Consider the following 15,956-nt stretch of genomic DNA (forward strand, 5'->3'; position numbering starts at 1 on the left):
ACTATTGCACGTCGGGTCGCCGGTGGACGATCGCGTCGATCACCGCATTCGCGCGCCGGCCGGGCGCGGCGAGGTCCCGCACACCATGCTGGGCGGCTGCCGCCCCGCTATCGAACAGGGGAACCGAACTGACGTAGTCCATAGCTGCCCGCACCACCTCGGGCGGCAGGTCGCGGCGCGCACCGGCCAGTCGCAAGGCCAGCAGCTGATCTCCGTGACAGCCCGCCCATCCAACGCATAGACGGGCTTGGGCCGTGTTCGGTGAATTCTTGTGGCAGAGAAACACTTCGGGGGGCTGAGCAGCGGTGTCCCGGTCGTATGCGGCGCTTTTGACGTACTCGCTGGCGGCCCACACCCCCGAGGGGAACGTCGCGGCGGTAGGGGCACGACTGACATGGTCGCGGCGCGGGCCCGCGGATATCGCGGTTCACGCCGCGGCCTGACGATCGGCCAGCGCCTGTGCGACCCGCTGGCCCAGCCATCGTGCGACGGGAACCGGCACTGCGTTGCCGATCTGGCGCTTGACTTGCTTGGCCGTGCCGAGGAACTGGTAGTCGTCGGAGAATCCCTGGGCGCGTGCGCATTCACGGTTGGTGAGCATCCGGTGATAGACACCGCCGGAGGTCACCGTGGCCAAGCCATGGTGGTTGCCCCCTGCGGTGATGGTGGCCAGCGGATGCTGGTCGGCACGGCGTGGTCGGGCGTTGCGCCGGTACATCACCAAGTGCGGGACATCGATCTCGGCGATCTGGTCGATCTGCGGGGAGACGTACAGGCGGCGGGTGAGTCGGGCACCGGGATCGGCTTCCAGGATGGCGGCCGCCGGCACGACCTCGGGCGGAGGGGGTGTGAGGTCGACGACGCCACCGCGGGTGAAGACACCGAACCAGCGACGTCGACGTTGGGGTGCGCCGAAGTGGGCGGCATCGAGGACCGCGGTTTGGGCGCGGTATCCCAACGCGCGCATGCCGTCGAGCCACCATTGGTACAGAACCCAATCGGCGAATTCCGGGACGTTCTCGACGATGACAGCTTCGTAGCCGTGCGCCTCGGCGGCAGCGATGACGGCGAACGCGGTGGCGCGGTCGAGTGCGCCTGCATCGTTACGGCTCATCTCCTCGTCGACGGGCAGTTTCTTGCGCCCGCCGGCGGGGGTGTGCCACACGCATGACGGTGAGGCCCACAACAGGGTGGTGCGGGGGAACCGTCGCATGTCGGCGTCGTGGAGGTTGGCCAAATGATGCTCGGTGTCGGGATGGTTGAGGCGGTGGGTGTCGACGGCGGTTTCCCAGTGATTGGCGCAGGCGTCGATGCGGTAGCCGGCCTGGCGCAGTCCTTCTGAGGATCCGCCTGCGCCGGAGAAGAAGTCGGTAACCGTGAGTCCGAGCGATCGCGCGGGGCTGTCGATGAGTGAGCGCATGTCACCCTCCCGTCAATAATTAAGTGGCTTGCCACTTACAATAGCCGGCGACGCGTTGCGGCGCCAGGCCATGTCTGTCGGAGACTCCAAACCTGTGCGATGCGCGCCCAGCCAACATCCACGATCGAGGCGGCGGGACGAAGTTCGGGGAGATCCGAACTGCCCCGTCGCGAGCGGTCACGGGACATCTCAGGCTCGTCGATCGTCAATCGCCGTGCGTCTCGATTCGCGTGGCGCAAGGTGATATCGCATGGGCGGAGCTTCACTTGACCCGGCTCGTGCCGCGGCTTCTCTCGACCGGCGTAGTGGCGAATCCTGTTGGTGCGCATGTATTCACGTCCGCCGCGGAGATGAGCAGCTTTGGCCGCGGCGGGCACCGACTCAGCGGCATTAAGTAGTTGCGCGATGGTCGACGTTCCGGGCGATCCTGTTGGCCTTCCACGGCGGGACCCAGGTGCGACATTAGGCGCTGGAGCGGGGCGCCACGTCGGCCCACCGCGCGGCGATGAGGGACGAGGGTGCGACGCCGAGCTGGTGGGCAGCGCCGAGCGCAGCCAGAACACATCGCCGAGTTCCGCCAGGACGTCAGCGGTTTCGGCGCGCCCGTAGGAGCGTTTGATGAGTGCGCCGACGACTTCTCCGCCTTCTTCTCCGACCTTCGCCACCCTCACCCAATCGCATCGCTGGACACCGAGCCGGTCGAGGTGTTCCCCGACGTCCTTGGCTAGCGCGTCGAGGTCGGTGAGTGTGCGTGGCTGCGTCGTCGACATGTGTTCTCCCCTAGGTTCTCGGGTGTGGGCACTGCACGCGCCGCGCTCCCCCGGATTGGAGTGTGGCGGTTACAGCGGTGGTCAGAACAGACGGACACGGGCAGGACGCACACAATTTCCGAGCAATGGCCTGGCGGGTGTGTCCGATGTCGGAGTCAGTCGATGCTCGTTTCGATGCACGGTCCCATCAACCGGCGGCTCGCGGGGGAGGCAGTCAGGCGCTCAGGCCACGGGAGGCGCTTCATCCGGTTGTCCGAGCGGGTGCGGCGTGGCCGAGGAGCGAGAGTTGGTTGTCGGCATCCAGAGAGTTGATTTGCCAGCTGTGCGGGAGAACGGCCATGTGGTGCTCGGTGAGCAGCCAGTAGTTGACGAGCTCGAAGACTTCGGGCAATGGTGTTCGAAAGACTTGTTCGGATTCGTGGTGGATCGTCTGCCCGGCTTCGTACCCGTCGGCGTACCAGCCGGTTTCGCCGCTGATGAACCTTGCGGTGAACGGGAGCCCGGGTCGCTGTTGCGTTATTTCGACCGTGTGGGTGGTTTCGGTGACGACGAAGTCGAGCACGTCGGCGCCGTGGCGGTCTGCTGAGGTGTGATCTTGGTCGAAGACGGAAGCGACCGATTTCAAAAGTGGGGGCGCGGCGAGCGCCTCGACGAGCGGAGGGTTGCCCCGATCAGTAAGGCCTGCGGTGCGGAGTGCGTTGGCAGTCATGAGTTGGAAAAACCTCCCGGTGCTACACAAATAGATGAAGCAGATGGGAGGACTATAACCACGCGTCAGCATCACATGCAACACCTAAAGATGAAGCATCCCGCGGTTACCCGTGTTGCGGTACGCACCCTATGGGAGCGTTGCGTCAAGCCATCTGAACTGCACATACCCGTCCGTCGGCTAGCGCAGACGTGGGAAACGCCCAACCGCCCCCCAGCGGCAGATGCCGCGCAAAGATGCAGCACCTAATCAGTTTTGCCCGTCGAATCGCCCCTGGTGTGCGATTTAAAGATGAAGCAGCATGGGATAGGATCCGGCCGTGCCGGAAATCTCCCCGCTGCTGGTGGCGACCAGCAGCGCCACGACGTTCGCAGTTCAGCCAGACAATGGTGTCGCCACGCTGGGTCGCGACCCCTCGGCGACGATTCACATTCCCGACAACCGCGTCTCCCGGCGACACCTGCTGTTCGAGCCTCGTGAGGACGGCTGGCACGCCGTCGACACCAGTCGCAACGGCACCTATCTGGCCGGCGAGCGTTTCGAGGACATCGTGATCAGTGGCGCCATGGAGGTGCACCTCGGTGCACCCGACGGCATTCCCGTCCGACTGACGCTGACCGAGACGGCCCCCCCTCGCCCCGCCGATCCGGCAGAACCCGACGCGGACGCCGATCTCGAGGAAGACTTCGCTGACGACACCGAGGATGTCGACCCCATCATCGCTCGGGTCGGATCTCAGGTCGCTGCCCGCCGTGAAGAGCTCGGATTAGCCCAACGCAAGCTGGCCCGCGATGGCGTGGTTGCCGCCGGTGCCCTCATCGCGCTCGAGAAGGGGCGCCGGTGGCCGCGGGCAAAGACCATATCCAAACTCGAAAATGCACTTGGTTGGCCTGCCGGACATCTCGGAGAGCTGCGCGACGAAGCCGAGGCCTCGCTGTCGACGACAGTAGAGGCTCCCCTGCTGGCCAGCGCAATCGAACTTCACCTGACCACACTGAGAGCCTCCATCGACCGGCTCCCCGATATCACCGATCCTGAGTACACACCGGTGGCGACGTCAATCTTGGCCGACCTGCGCAACGTGGAGCAGGTCGTGGCCAATGCCGCGCGGACGGCAAAGGGCACGCCGGCGATCGCGCGCACACTCGGCGCCGTACGCCAGATGTATGGAGACCTCATGACCCAGGCGGCGCGCTCGCCGTACGCCACTCTCGGTCAGCGTCTCTACGCCACCCGGACCGCAGGCGGGCTGACCGCCGAGGAGGCCGCCAACGCTGCCGGCGTCGCCGCGGGCGCGGTCCTGGCCGTGGAGGACGGCCAGGACGTCGACCCGGTCACGGCCGCAGCCCTTGCAGCGCTCATCTCCCAGCTCCAGGGCCCCGGTCGAATCGCTTCGCGATGACGATGAGGCCCCGCGGTGCACGCGCGGCCGGCGCCGTGGCGGTCGTGTGCGCGGCCGCGGTCACCGGGTGCACGACGACCATCCCTGGTGCGGCGCACACGTTACGGACCCAACCACCCCTCATGTCTTCAACCGCGGCGCCGCCGGCCGGGGACAGCCCCTCGGGCGGCTTCATCACGCCGACGTCCTTGGGAACGAAGCTCCTCAAGCGCGACGCCGTCGCAGCGACCGTGGGAGACGCCGGCCTCAAGCCGATACAGACCTACGACAAGCCGGATTTCAGTTCGGTGATGCAACCTCAGCAGTGTGACTACCGGGCATTCCCGGCGCGCAGCACGGCCTACATGAGTTCGCTCCTGGAAGGCATGGCTGGGGAGGCCAACAGCGACGACGCGACCGGTGTGCTGGCGGCGCAGGTTGTTTCGTCCTGGGCGACGGTGGACCACCCCAAGATGGTGCTGTCGACCATCACCGGGGAATGGCGCCTGTGCCCTGATGGCCAGGCGTTCACGTCGTTTTCCAACGGTGATACGACACCGTGGATTAGTGGGCCGATCACGACGGCGTCAGAGGATCGGGCAGTCTCGCTGATGACTCGTCAGAAGGGGGCCGCGAAGACGTGTGCGCACGTCGTGGCCACGCATCTGAACACGGTGATCGAGGCGTTGGTGTGTGGGCCGGGTGACACTGTTGCCCAGGCCAGCGTCATCGCGGATGGACTCGTAGCGAATCTGCGGGCCTGACCGCAAAAGTGGAGCGTTACTGCAGCGCCGCCGCCAGTTGGGGGGCCAGGTTCTCGTTGAGATACTGGGTGGCCAGCACTCCGCCCGGATCATCGAGCGCCGCAACAATGTTGGGGTCGTCTGCGACGACGATGGTCCCGTGATAGGCGACGAGCTGCTTGGGCAGCCCTGAGAACCCGCCCCCGCCGGCGGCTTTGTCGGTGCGGATCACGAGAAGAACATCGGACTCGATTTGGTAGAGCTTCTCGGGGTTGGCCAGCGGCCGAAGGCCAGAGGTATCGGTGGCTACGCGCCTGAGATCCTGGTTGTAGACGAAACCCAGCGCAGTCAGGTAATCCGCGGTGTTCGACGGTGTCAGGACTTGGCCGACCCCGAAGTCGGTGAGGGTGATCGCCGTCGCCGACTTGTTCTTGAACGCCGCAGTGTTCGCGTTGCGTATGTCGGCCAGCTGCGAATCTGACAGAGCGATCAGTTCATCAGCCGATTGCTGCTTGCCCAGGATGCGCCCCACCCATTTCAGTCGTTCGGGCCAGGTCCAGTCCTGGGGACGCAGCGCTTTGGGTTCAGTGATCGTGGGAGCGATCGCTGTCAGTTTCGTGTACGTCGCATCGTCGATCGCGCCGGAGGCGATGATGACGTCGGGATGGGCTGCCGACACGGCGGCCGTATCGAGGAAGCCAAGGACGTGGGTCCCGGTGGTGTCTTTCGCCTGCAGCCATCCCGGAAGTATCCCGCCGGCGGCAACGGCAACTGCCGGATGCGCGCCGAGCGCGAACACGGCGTCCGCATCGCCCGGCCCGACGACGGCAACGGTCGACGGCGCCGAGGTCAGGGTGATCGATCCGTGGGCTGTGTCGAAGGTTTGGGGCCGGTAGACCGCCTCCGGTGTGCGGTCTGGCCACCACCACAGAACGCCGGCGGCGGCCACGACCGCAACGATGGCCATCAGCAGGATCGGGCGCAACCACCGTCGCCGTGAGCGGGCGGCCACTCCCGGCCTGCTGCGTCCCGATTGTGGGCCGCTGAACCGGGCATCGGGATACGTCGACGCCTCACTTGGCGCTGGATCATCCGGGACCCGCGCGGACCGCGCCGACGCGCCGGCGGGGACATCGAGGGCAGCTGCTACAGCCGCGGCGAACTCCCCCGCGCTGCTGTAGCGGTCAGCAGGATCCTTGGCCATGACGCGGACCAAGATCGGGTTGAGGGCTTCGGGCAGGTGCGGGGCACGGTCGGTGAGCAACGGCGGCGGTTGCAACAAGTGCGCGGCCGCCATGCCCGCCAGGCCGCCGCTGAAGGGCGCGTACCCGGAGAGCAGTCGGAACAGCGAGCAACCCAGTGAATAGATATCGGCGCGCGGACCCACTGCGTGAGGGTCACCGGCGAGGGTCTCGGGTGCGGCGAAGGCGACACTGGCCAGAACGGTGCCGTCCTGGGTGAGTCCCGCCGCTTCGTTGAGTGCGCGCGCGATGCCGAAGTCGGCCAGCAGCACGCGATCGGATTCGGCGGCGAGGAGGAAGTTGGCGGGTTTGACGTCGCGATGGATGATGCCGCGGCCGTGCGCGTAGTCGAGGGCGGCGGCCACTTCGGTCACGATATGAACGGCGCGCTGGGGTGTCATGTGGCCGGCGGTCTGTTCGCGGTCGGCGTCGGTGCCCTGGACGTACTGCATTGCGATCCACAGTTGGCCGTCGCTGGTTTCCCCGCGGTCGTAGACGGTGACGATGTTGGGGTGATCGAGCGTGGCGGCCAGATCCGCTTCGCGAACGAATCGGGATCTGAACTGTTCATCGTGGGAGAGTTCGGCGCTGAGGATCTTGAGTGCGTCGTGACGGGGCAAGGAGCGGTGGGCGGCTCTGTATACGGTGCCCATGCCTCCGGCGCCGAGTTTCTCTTCGATGCGGTAGCCAGCGATGGTGGTGCCTGGAGGTAGCGTCACCACGCGGCCTCGGTGCTGTTCATCGCCTCAAACTACCGCTGTCACGAGCCGTTCCCCGGCCGCGCGCCGACGCCGTCAGGGGGCGGTGAGCATCAGATACTGGGCAGCGGACTTCTGGCGAAGTTCTTCTGGGTGGGTGGCCAGAACCACCGCGACGTAGCGGCCGGCGGTGAGAAGGCATTGGTAGAGACTGAGCGGATCGGTCTTGCTTTTATCGCTGCAGACCGTCGTCGAGGGCAGGCCGTTGGCGGGCGGGAACGGGATGAAATCGGCGTCTGCGGTGATGTCTCGGGTGAGGCCGTCGAACAGTGTCTTCGCAGCGGCGGCGTCGGGTGTTTGGTACACCGCGGCCGCGTCCCCAACGCCTTGGGCCTGCATGCCGGTGTCAGTGAACAGCTTGGCCGATGCGACCGGGTCGCCCTGAAAGTGCAGTGCCGCCCGCGGCTCGAACACACCGTTTTGGATCGTCAGATTCTCGCGGGATACCGGCAAGGTTCGTTGCAGCACCCCGCTCGAGTCGACCGGAAGGCTGCCGAACTGCGCCGGCTCGGTGGCCGGGAATTCGTCGAGCCGCGGGAGTTGCAGATCCAAGATCCTGGCGATCAGCTCGGCGGCTTCGTCGCTGTCGCCCTTCTGGATGCGGCTGTAATTGTAGATGAGGTAGTTGCCGTGTCGGGTAAAGCTTTCGACGGTGCTAGTACCGTCGGTGAGTGTGCCTGCCCGGGCGCGGGCTTGCGGATATCCAGGGATGCTGTGCGGGGACACCGACCCATTGGGATACAACGATGCGGGCGGGGGTTGCTGGCTGATGTCGTCGGCCGCGGCCCGCGCGTCTTCGGGCGAGGCGAATTCCCAGACCGAGTTCGTGAGGCCCTTGGCCCCGCTGGTGGCTTGCCCCCCTGACTCGATGGAGGTGGTTCGGTCCGACGAGAACCCGAGCACGAAGTGGTGCCGTTCGGCGAGGAATTGGACGGGGTCAGGAAGTAGCCCACTGAGCGCCTTCGCATTCTTGAGTGCGTAGGTCTCGGTGGCGACGGCATGCAGCAGTGTGGGGTCGACCTCCCAGGGGCCTACGACATAGCCGGCCAGGCGCTGCGCCTCGATCACTGTGCCGTTGCGCCCCTCCTGGTCAGCCGTCCCGAACGGGGGCGATGGAGTGGTGGGGTAATTCCCGGGGCGCAGGACGCCCGGGATGGCGGAGTCTACGGAAAAGCCCCGGTCTCGGTGGGCGTGCCCGTCGACGATCGGGGTGCAACCAGCGATGGCCAGGGCCATTGCGAGCAGGACACTGGCGGTGTGCGCGGCCTTACTCACGGTCACTGCGGGGGACTCACCGTGTAGTCGCCCGAGGAGTTGTCGAAGGTGACATTGACGCGGCGCGGGATTCCGCTGATACGCACGGTGCAGGTGAACGTTGCGCCGGCGCGCACGGTGGGGTTCTGGCCGTTGTTGCAGGTGACGTCGGAGACTGCGCCTAGTCCGTAGCCGTTGGCCTTGTCGGAAAGCAGCTGCTCGATGCTGCGTTGCGCGACGGTGATGTCGAGTTTGGTGGTGTTCAGGAAGCCCGGCTTCCACAGGCCCAAGATCAGGAACGCGGCAATGCCCACCGCAGCGGCGGCACCGACTTGAGAGGCACGTTTGGTCTTGGCAACCCTGGGGCCGGGTGGACTGTCGGGGGTCGTTGCTGCGGTAAAGCCGTGGGCGGGCGGCGGGCCAACCCGCTCGCCGGCGGCGTTCGGATCTAGCGGCGACGCCGGCTCGCCAGGCCTCTCTTGATGCAGCTCAACAGCAGCTCTTTCCTCGGCTCCGGACGGGATCGCCGCGAACGGATCCGGCTCGGCGGGCTGGGGCGTCCACGGCGCAGTCCCGTCCGGAGTTGACCGCTCCGATGACGACTGCGGGTCCGATGGATCCATAGCCGTCATTCGGGTTCGATCCGGTCGGCCCGGGCGCGTTGCACGTCCGCCCCATCGAGTCGATGAGTCACCGGACGCTCCCGCCTTCGTCGGCGCCAGAGGAGGGCCGGGGCGGTTCGCCGCCGAACTCGCTGAACCACACGAAGTACTTGTTGTCCCAGATAGCAGCATCAATGGGATCCTCGACGGCGACGCCGTCAGGGCCATAGGTGTCGAGCACCTCGAGCGCGAGCCGGAAGCACGCTGCGAGATTGGGGCCCTGCTGGCTGTCCCACAAGGCCGTCACGGCGTCGACGCGCTCCCGCACTTCTTTCACGGCGTCAACGGGAGCATCGGCAGGCAACGTGTCGAGGACTCGCCGTGCGTCAGCGAGGAGGCGTTGCCCACTAACGAACTGTCGGGCCAGAGCCTCGATCGCGACGGCAGGCTTCATCCGGAAGACAGCCTCTGCGGAGGGGCCATCGATGTCGTCCATAGGCGGGCTCCATTCCCCTCCGGCTGATCCTTCGGGACGCAGAAGGGCCGCCGACTACCTTGCTGGTCGAATCTACAGAGTTCCGGCTATCTGGCCTCGCGGCGGACGCAAGCTCGCCGCTCAGGCCGAACGCCGCCGGCGCGCGACGGGCCGCCATCGTCGGCGCTATGACGCTCACGCCGCGATAACCTACTATCACCGAAACCCAAGATGGATGCTCAATTTGCTGACCACACTGCATGCCAGCCACAACGGTCTGTTTTACCGCACCCAGCTGCACGACCTTCTGGACGTCGCGGAACTGCTCCGCGAGAGCCCGGGCCGCCTCGAATCCGCCACCACCGCTCACGGATCCCTGATCATGTGGTTCAACCCGCGATCACACTCTCTGGTCAACAAGCACGCCACCGAACTACTGCTGGCCACCACGACCTTCTCCGCGCGCCAAGTTCCCTTGCTGCACGGCAACGTCGTCATCACCGGGCACGACGGTCACGGCCATCTCGACAGCCTGTCTGAGGAGCAATTCCAACACCTCGTCAACTACGAGCCCGGCGTCATGCAGGCCCGCACCCTGAGCCGCCGCTTCGCCCGTGATCACCGCCAGCGCCGCGCAGCGTTCGACGCCGTACATGCCGCCACCCTCCCTCCGTGGCGTTGAACGCGGCCGCCCCTACGTGGGTCGATTCACCCTGGCTCACACTCGTTCGAGACCTCGCGCCGGCGGTTGCCGCTCTCATCGCCCTGGGCGCGGCATGCGTAGCGTTCGTCATCGGCCGGCGTCAGATCGCGGCCAGCAGCGCCAACCTGGACCAGCAGCTCGCCGCCCAAGCCCGCGAAGCCCGCCTCGACCGGCAAGCACAAGACGCCCGGGCCACGCGCGCCGAGCGACGCGACGCCCTCGTCGACGCCGCACGCGCCGTCCAGACCGTTCGTCACCTCGCCATCCGCCTGCACTGGATGCGCATGGCGACCCGCTCACCCGAACTGTCGGGTCAGCCCTACAGCTCCGAGGACGCCAGCACCCTCTCCCCGGACATCGACGCCGCACGCGAGACGATCGACTTCCACCTCAGCGTGCTCACCGTGATCGGCTTATCAGACCCCGCGGCGGCCCTCTCCGAGCTGCAAGACACATTCGACTCCTACTGCGACTCCCGAGACGCCCCACCAGGCGAGGTATCCGAGGTGACCGCCGGAGCCCGAGCCACCCTGAGCCGCTTCGCCGCAGCTCTACCCACGGCCGAATGACTGCTGCCGCTACACCCGTGCCACCGCGCGCACGACCCCCGACCCTCTGCCAACGGTGCTAGCCGCGCCCCGTCACGTCGTTGGTATTCGGCCCTCCTGGACACTTCCCCGAAGCCACCCACCGACAGATTCGATACCCCTGCTCATCCAGCTTCTTGGTCAGCGCGCCCTCTCGCCCGCACGCGTGGCAACGTCGAGCTTCCGAATTCCGCTTACCGGCCGCATGATTCACCGAAACGCTGGTATGGCGGGCGCGCCTCATCGTTGGTCAAAGATCCACTGGTTGCCCGGTCACCGGATCAAACACTTCGACGCGCTGGCCGAACATCTGGCCCACGGGAGCCCACCGCCACTGCAGGCCTCGCTGCTCCAAACGCCGGTCCAATTCAACCTGCTCGTCGTCGTAGCCGAAATCGTCGGCGTTGTTCATCCGCTGGATCAGCGCCCGATCACTGAGACCTTGGACGTTCATCGACATTTTCCCGCCACTCTCTGAAAGTCCGAAAGCCGCTCTGCAACTACAGAATCACACGCCACCCAGACACACCGATGACGATTGCGGATACTTCCCAGGCCGGTGGTCCGCTGCGCCCGTGCCGATACCCGCGAGGGGCGCCGGGCACGATGGTGCCCCTTCATTCGGCATCGTGCTCACATGCAGGGCACCGCTCAGTGCCGGTTGTCGTGCCGTCGTGAAGGCCACCGCAATCGGGACATTCATAGGCAAGCCCGTCAATGAGTGCCTCCAGTTGGTCATCGTCCATGCATGCGAGCTCCTGATACGAGTAGAGCGGCATCAAGTTCGCGTACGCCCACTGCCGACGCTCGTCGACGCTGTTTCGATCGGTCATTTCGCAGCCCTTCAACATGTTCCGGTTCACCCGTTGTCGGGATCGAGCAGAGCCGCCGCCAGTCGATCCTCTTCGACATCTGCGGCGACGATGACGTGCTCCTCCCCCGCCAGGAGGTAGGGCCAGCGCGCGTCGGTGAGACTGCGCCGGGCCAGATCGCGACCCAACACCGAGCAAGCCCACACCTCACCGCGCCGCTGGATCACCGTCAGACAGGCGTGCACGGCACGGGGATCGACGAACCTCGACGCACGGCTCACTGTTAGTCCGTCCTGCCGCATCTGCACCAGCTGCCGTTCCGGAATCTTGGTCTGCTGCATTATCTCTCCCGATTTCATCGCCAGGCCAGAAGGAACGTCCCTGCAAGGCGCCGGCTCGTTACCTGTCAGCCGTCCTGACCTCGGCGCAGCTCTGCGCGGCGCACGTCGGCTGTGTCGCACTCAGATTCCAGCGCCGATGTCGCTGAGCTGCCGCCCACCGCGGCGGCCTGCAGGTCGTCGACTTCGCGGTCCAAGTAATCCAGCTGTGTTCGTAACGACTTGATCGACGGCCGGATTCGCGCCGCTATAGCTTCCGCGGCAGCTGCGACGTTGCCGTATTCCTTGACAGTTGCACCTATCTGGGCGATCGCCGCGAGGTCAAGGGTGGGATACGTGGCCGTGGAGGCATCGCCCCAGTTCACGCGAACTCCGAGCGCATCTTCGAGTACCCGCAGTCGCCGGTGAAGTTCCTGCGCGTCGGGGCCTCGTCTCTTCGCGAATTCCGCCTCGACTTCGATCCGGATCGTGCGCCGTTTCTCCTGCTCGATCTGCCATATCTGGTTCTTGATCGTGCTAGCGCGCAGGGTTTCCATGCGAGACATGATCGAGCGCAACGCATCCCAGGATGGCTGGTGGTCGCGTTTACGCTCGGCCCGCACATGGACCGTCATCAGATGGTCACCTCCGGTAGGTGGTGACATCAACCCCCAACCGTGCGGCAGTTCGCCGTCTTTGACGATGGCTGGGTCGGAGACGACGATCCACCACTCATGGCATTGATCGGCCCACTGATCGGCCTTATCTGCCGCACGGGCGATTTCGCGGCGCCAGTCCGCGCGAGAGGTCTTGATCTCGTATCCGATGAGGCATCGGCCCGACGCGGCGGTATACCCAACATAGACGGCGTCCGCGCGGCGGCCGTCCCCAAAAGGGCCGTTCGCACTCACCTCGGGGATCAACGTTCCACCGGCCCATTGATCCGCCGGGCCCGTTAGTCCATGGTGAGCGCGCAGCATTTGAAGCAGCCCTGAAGCCGTGACATTCGTTGCGCTTGAACGATTCTTAAGCTTGCCGGTAGTCACGTCGCCCCTCTCGTTCACATGATGTCCGGACCGTCCGGGGCGCGTGCTACACCCCGTCGAGGCCGCTTGTCCTAGCACCGTGGCCGTGCCGAGCGCTCCCGATGGACGGTATAAGGCGCATTCACCACGAACTTGCGTGTCCGTAGAGCTAAAAGCTGCGGACCAACAGAAGCCATGGCAGCGACGCGCCGACGATGACGGCAACCGCGAGGAAGACGAGGACAACCGGGGAGCACGTAGTCGTTGCCGAAGCCAAGCGTCCCGTGACCGCGAAGTAGGCGAGCACCGCAGACAGGGCCAGCATTCCGAACGCCGCCGCGCCTATCGAGATCGGTTGGGCAGGCTCGGTAAGTCTCGCGTCGAGCCGCGGCGCGCCCCAGAATGCAAATGCCGTGCAGCCCACAAGCATGACGACGCTCGCGATCGCCATGCCGTCATTCAGCGCCATGAATTTGTTCGTCATCTGCTGCTCCCTTGCTCTTGACCGCCGAGGGCTTTGTCCGGCGGCGTTTACCATCTGTCCAATCGACGACTTCGGTGCGTCGCAACCGCGACGCGGCTCGCCCTGGCGTTGCCGATTGCTGATGCCCCAGCAGCTTCATCTCCCAGAGCCGAGGTGAATCGGAACGACACGAAACTGCGGCCTCATTTTGACGGAGTGACGCCAGCGCCCCGGTCGCCAGCGCGCCGCGCTGCACGGTGATCCCCGACCGAAGTACGGACGGAACCCGCCGCTGGTCGCGGGAAGCCACCAGGCCGGCGTGCAGTCTCTGGCGTCGGACACAATGCGGTGGAATGTCACGCCGGCTCCGCCGGGGACGGGTTCACTCGAAGTGGCAGGCCGCCATGACGCGGTGTTCGGTGTCCACGATGTTGGAGACGTCGGCGGCGAAGCCACCGGCGATCCCGCGCTGGCTGGCCGATGCGGAGGGGGCCGGGTTGTCCCTGGCCAATGCCACCATCCCCATCGCGTGCCGGGCCCGCTCGGCGATGCGGGCGAGCTCGGATCTCACAGACGGAGACGATGTTGACTCGGCGTGGCGCTGCAGTGTGTCCGCCCACGCCAGGTAGTCGCTGAGCGGCGGGCCCGCGTCGATCTGGTCGTCTGAGATGAGGTCGCGGTGCTCGTGGATGTAGGACACCGTCGCACGGACAGCTCGACAATCAGCACTCGGAGCGGTGATCAGGAACGCGGCGGCACCGACTGCAGATGCCACCAAAACGACGAAGGCTGCGGCGCGGACCCATTGGCTCCCTCGCGGCGCACGTTCTCGGTTCATCGTTGGGTGGGCAGCGCTTTGCCGGTCAGTGGTACCTCGAACGAGGCGCACATCGCCAACACGGGACTGCACGGCCAGTCCACCTGGCACTCTGAATAGGTCGTGCCGTCGAACTCACCGCCGCCTATGTACAGCGGGGTGCACCCACGGCACCACAGCGCCAGCCGTGGCACCGCGGCGCACCCTCCGTCGGGATCACGATCATGCCCGCAGTCGCCCTCCCAGCACTCTTGCGGTTTGGTCGAAACCCGCCACGGTCGATGAATGTCGAGGTGGGCGAACAAGCCGTCGCCGTAGGGACCCTCACCGACCGCTCCGTGCCGGCGGGCTATGGCCTCACGTAACGCAACCTCGAGCGGCTCACGCCGATCACGGGGAGGCACACCGAACAGCCCTGGGTCGACATCGGGCTCGCCGACCGGACGGTTCAACCGGTCGGCGGCTTCGGCGGGGTCGATCAGCGCCGCGTAGTGGTGGCGGTAGCGGTCGGTGTCCCACACGTGCGCGCTGACGAAGCCCATGGCGTCGGGCATCCCGTGGAATGGCCCGAACATCCATCGCAGACCGTCTGCCTCGACGCCCACGGCCAGCTGACCGTCCCACATGCCCATCGTCACTCTCCCCGTGTCGCCGCTTCTACTTCGCGTCGGTGCGCCACGGACGCGGCGGCCGCGGCGGCGGTCATGCCCGATTTCCACTGGGCGTAGAACCCGTCCATGGAGTAGCCGTCGGTGTTCTCGTCGCCATCGGCGCTGTGGCCCAGCTGCGCTTCGAGCTCGTCGACCCAGCGCTCCCATGGCGTGGGGTCACAGGCCGCCGACTCGGCGGCCCACAGTGCGGCGTGATCGTCGTCCATGCCTCGATTCTGTGCCCGCGTCCCGACAACCGCGGGATGCACACGCTCAGCGGGGCCGGAATCTGCGATCCCACGTCCGTGAGCCTGATCCGACACGGGCCGGTTACCCGGCGGCGAGGCTGCGACCAGGCGGCAGGAACTCCTCTGCGGGGCGGTACAGGAGCGCACCGAGCCGCCGCCAGGCGGTCGGCGTCAGGCTCAGTCCGGCCGCGGCGGCCCGCAGAGATGCGGGTAGGCCGGCGTCGCGGGCTGCCTGGCGTTTGCGCTGGTCACGGCGGGCCAGTTCGGTGACGAACTCGTGGTAGGCGGTCTCGACGTCCAGCTGCATGAACAGGCCGTTGAGTCGGCGGTAGATGCGGGTGTTGGGCACGTCCTGCTCGTAGCCCACGCGCCGACCCATGATGTTGAGCAGTTCGTCTCGGCGCAGCACCCGAAACAGCGCGGAACGGTCGATGCGGTCCAGTCCCCCGCTGGGTGGCCGGACGGCTACGACGGTGTCGTTGTCGGTCAGGCTCGAGACCCCAACATGGGATGGGGTGGCGGCAAGCACTCGGGCCAGCTTGGCCGGCGATGTCAGCACGATGACATGCTCGAAACACGTTGCGTAGCTGTGCAGTTGAAGATCGAGACGGCCCAGGCCGTCCATGTCTGACTTGATCTCGTAGACCACTGGTCGCTCGCTGGCGATGACGAGGTCGGCCACCGACATGAACACCGGCAAGCCGGTCATCGCGTTCACCACCTCGCCAGTGCCGGCTGCTTGGCTGATCAGAGCGGTGGCGTAGACGTATTCGCATCGGTACTCGCGCCGCAGAACCGCGTAGGCGGTGTCGAACGCGCCCGCCAAGGTGTCACCGGGCAGAGCATGATCGAGGACGGATGCGAGCCGGGCCCACGGCACGGGATGGTGTTTACCGGCTAACTGCCTGATGCAGCGGGTGCTGAATGCCGCTGCAAGCTCCCGGCCACCGCGTCTGTTCATCGCCACCCCTCTTGCCCCAG

At 66.2% G+C, this 15,956-nt stretch carries 20 protein-coding genes; 5 read left to right on the forward strand and 15 right to left on the reverse strand.

Going from position 1 to position 15,956, the window contains the following annotated elements; translation table 11 throughout:
- Position 1: 1 nt before the first annotated feature.
- Positions 2–355, reverse strand: a complete 354-nt coding sequence (locus tag MCHLDSM_RS04395; protein ID WP_234713857.1) for a DUF6283 family protein — start codon at positions 353–355, stop codon at positions 2–4.
- 72 nt (positions 356–427) lie between these two features.
- Positions 428–1,420 (reverse strand): DNA cytosine methyltransferase, encoded by a 993-nt coding sequence (locus MCHLDSM_RS04400; RefSeq protein ID WP_048469067.1) that lies wholly within the window; start codon positions 1,418–1,420, stop codon positions 428–430.
- A 518-nt stretch (positions 1,421–1,938) separates the two neighbouring features.
- Here MCHLDSM_RS04400 and MCHLDSM_RS38035 point away from each other — a divergent pair.
- A complete protein-coding gene (locus MCHLDSM_RS38035) occupies positions 1,939–2,148 on the forward strand; it encodes a hypothetical protein (protein ID WP_048469068.1) in 210 nt (69 codons plus the stop codon).
- A 283-nt stretch (positions 2,149–2,431) separates the two neighbouring features.
- Here MCHLDSM_RS38035 and MCHLDSM_RS04410 read toward each other — a convergent pair whose 3' ends face one another.
- Positions 2,432–2,899, reverse strand: coding sequence for a hypothetical protein (locus MCHLDSM_RS04410; protein ID WP_082168740.1), 468 nt, complete (start codon positions 2,897–2,899; stop codon positions 2,432–2,434).
- A gap of 319 nt (positions 2,900–3,218) precedes the next feature.
- Between MCHLDSM_RS04410 and MCHLDSM_RS35665 the strand changes: the two genes are divergently transcribed.
- Both MCHLDSM_RS35665 and MCHLDSM_RS04420 read left to right on the forward strand, forming a co-directional pair.
- Positions 3,219–4,301: an FHA domain-containing protein gene (locus MCHLDSM_RS35665; RefSeq protein ID WP_053082885.1), complete on the forward strand. Its 1,083-nt coding sequence runs from the start codon at positions 3,219–3,221 to the stop codon at positions 4,299–4,301.
- Between the two features lie 122 nt (positions 4,302–4,423).
- A complete protein-coding gene (locus MCHLDSM_RS04420; RefSeq protein WP_234713858.1) occupies positions 4,424–5,044 on the forward strand; it encodes a sensor domain-containing protein in 621 nt (206 codons plus the stop codon).
- Positions 5,045–5,060: 16 nt separating this feature from the next.
- Here the strand turns inward: MCHLDSM_RS04420 and MCHLDSM_RS04425 are convergent, their stop codons facing one another.
- The 4 genes from MCHLDSM_RS04425 to MCHLDSM_RS04440 form a co-directional block, all read right to left on the reverse strand.
- Positions 5,061–6,983 carry a serine/threonine-protein kinase gene (locus MCHLDSM_RS04425; RefSeq protein ID WP_048469216.1) on the reverse strand — a complete coding sequence of 641 codons (1,923 nt, stop codon included), beginning with the start codon at positions 6,981–6,983 and terminating at the stop codon, positions 5,061–5,063.
- 75 nt (positions 6,984–7,058) lie between these two features.
- A complete protein-coding gene (locus MCHLDSM_RS04430; RefSeq protein ID WP_082168706.1) occupies positions 7,059–8,303 on the reverse strand; it encodes a DUF7373 family lipoprotein in 1,245 nt (414 codons plus the stop codon).
- Positions 8,300–8,590 carry a DUF4333 domain-containing protein gene (locus tag MCHLDSM_RS38995; protein ID WP_053082886.1) on the reverse strand — a complete coding sequence of 97 codons (291 nt, stop codon included), beginning with the start codon at positions 8,588–8,590 and terminating at the stop codon, positions 8,300–8,302. Before MCHLDSM_RS38995 ends, MCHLDSM_RS04430 begins: the two co-directional genes overlap by 4 nt.
- 376 nt (positions 8,591–8,966) lie before the next feature.
- Positions 8,967–9,374, reverse strand: coding sequence for a hypothetical protein (locus MCHLDSM_RS04440; RefSeq protein ID WP_048469072.1), 408 nt, complete (start codon positions 9,372–9,374; stop codon positions 8,967–8,969).
- A 214-nt stretch (positions 9,375–9,588) separates the two neighbouring features.
- On the opposite strand from MCHLDSM_RS04440, the gene MCHLDSM_RS04445 reads away from it, so the two are divergent.
- The gene (locus MCHLDSM_RS04445; RefSeq protein WP_053082887.1) at positions 9,589–10,035 is read left to right on the forward strand and encodes a hypothetical protein; all 447 of its coding nucleotides are present in this window, start codon (positions 9,589–9,591) and stop codon (positions 10,033–10,035) included.
- Positions 10,026–10,625, forward strand: a complete 600-nt coding sequence (locus tag MCHLDSM_RS04450; protein WP_048469073.1) for a hypothetical protein — start codon at positions 10,026–10,028, stop codon at positions 10,623–10,625. The genes MCHLDSM_RS04445 and MCHLDSM_RS04450 overlap by 10 nt, the downstream gene beginning before the upstream one ends.
- Before the next feature lie 268 nt (positions 10,626–10,893).
- On the opposite strand, the gene MCHLDSM_RS04455 is transcribed toward MCHLDSM_RS04450, so the two are convergent.
- From MCHLDSM_RS04455 to MCHLDSM_RS04495, 8 genes are all read right to left on the reverse strand, one after another.
- Positions 10,894–11,103 (reverse strand): hypothetical protein, encoded by a 210-nt coding sequence (locus MCHLDSM_RS04455; protein WP_060937623.1) that lies wholly within the window; start codon positions 11,101–11,103, stop codon positions 10,894–10,896.
- A gap of 399 nt (positions 11,104–11,502) precedes the next feature.
- Positions 11,503–11,796 carry a hypothetical protein gene (locus MCHLDSM_RS04465; RefSeq protein WP_048469076.1) on the reverse strand — a complete coding sequence of 98 codons (294 nt, stop codon included), beginning with the start codon at positions 11,794–11,796 and terminating at the stop codon, positions 11,503–11,505.
- Positions 11,797–11,861: 65 nt separating this feature from the next.
- The gene (locus MCHLDSM_RS04470; protein WP_174545826.1) at positions 11,862–12,818 is read right to left on the reverse strand and encodes a hypothetical protein; all 957 of its coding nucleotides are present in this window, start codon (positions 12,816–12,818) and stop codon (positions 11,862–11,864) included.
- Between the two features lie 148 nt (positions 12,819–12,966).
- On the reverse strand, positions 12,967–13,281 hold the full coding sequence (locus tag MCHLDSM_RS04475) for a hypothetical protein (RefSeq protein ID WP_060937625.1): 315 nt from the start codon (positions 13,279–13,281) through the stop codon (positions 12,967–12,969).
- A gap of 361 nt (positions 13,282–13,642) precedes the next feature.
- Entirely contained in the window at positions 13,643–14,035 is a 393-nt protein-coding gene (locus tag MCHLDSM_RS04480) for a hypothetical protein (protein WP_234713859.1), read from the reverse strand.
- Positions 14,036–14,094: 59 nt separating this feature from the next.
- Complete coding sequence (locus tag MCHLDSM_RS04485) at positions 14,095–14,709, reverse strand: hypothetical protein (protein WP_048469079.1); 615 nt, start codon at positions 14,707–14,709, stop codon at positions 14,095–14,097.
- A gap of 2 nt (positions 14,710–14,711) precedes the next feature.
- A complete protein-coding gene (locus MCHLDSM_RS04490; protein ID WP_048469080.1) occupies positions 14,712–14,954 on the reverse strand; it encodes a hypothetical protein in 243 nt (80 codons plus the stop codon).
- A 103-nt stretch (positions 14,955–15,057) separates the two neighbouring features.
- Positions 15,058–15,855 (reverse strand): sce7726 family protein, encoded by a 798-nt coding sequence (locus tag MCHLDSM_RS04495; RefSeq protein ID WP_234713860.1) that lies wholly within the window; start codon positions 15,853–15,855, stop codon positions 15,058–15,060.
- Positions 15,856–15,956: the final 101 nt, after the last annotated feature.

Origin of the sequence: Mycolicibacterium chlorophenolicum (assembly GCF_001044235.1) — a bacterium.
GTDB lineage: Bacteria > Actinomycetota > Actinomycetes > Mycobacteriales > Mycobacteriaceae > Mycobacterium > Mycobacterium chlorophenolicum.

Bases quoted from the DNA above. Each gene is read 5' to 3' on its own strand.
- MCHLDSM_RS04455 (WP_060937623.1), bottom strand. From the start codon at position 11,103: ATGTCGATGAACGTCCAAGGTCTCAGTGATCGGGCGCTGATCCAGCGG.
- MCHLDSM_RS04445 (WP_053082887.1), top strand. From the start codon at position 9,589: ATGCTCAATTTGCTGACCACACTGCATGCCAGCCACAACGGTCTGTTT.
- MCHLDSM_RS04485 (WP_048469079.1), bottom strand. From the start codon at position 14,709: ATGGGCATGTGGGACGGTCAGCTGGCCGTGGGCGTCGAGGCAGACGGT.
- MCHLDSM_RS04475 (WP_060937625.1), bottom strand. From the start codon at position 13,281: ATGACGAACAAATTCATGGCGCTGAATGACGGCATGGCGATCGCGAGC.
- MCHLDSM_RS04465 (WP_048469076.1), bottom strand. From the start codon at position 11,796: ATGCAGCAGACCAAGATTCCGGAACGGCAGCTGGTGCAGATGCGGCAG.
- MCHLDSM_RS04400 (WP_048469067.1), bottom strand. From the start codon at position 1,420: ATGCGCTCACTCATCGACAGCCCCGCGCGATCGCTCGGACTCACGGTT.
- MCHLDSM_RS04440 (WP_048469072.1), bottom strand. From the start codon at position 9,374: ATGGACGACATCGATGGCCCCTCCGCAGAGGCTGTCTTCCGGATGAAG.
- MCHLDSM_RS04420 (WP_234713858.1), top strand. From the start codon at position 4,424: ATGTCTTCAACCGCGGCGCCGCCGGCCGGGGACAGCCCCTCGGGCGGC.
- MCHLDSM_RS04410 (WP_082168740.1), bottom strand. From the start codon at position 2,899: ATGACTGCCAACGCACTCCGCACCGCAGGCCTTACTGATCGGGGCAAC.
- MCHLDSM_RS04490 (WP_048469080.1), bottom strand. From the start codon at position 14,954: ATGGACGACGATCACGCCGCACTGTGGGCCGCCGAGTCGGCGGCCTGT.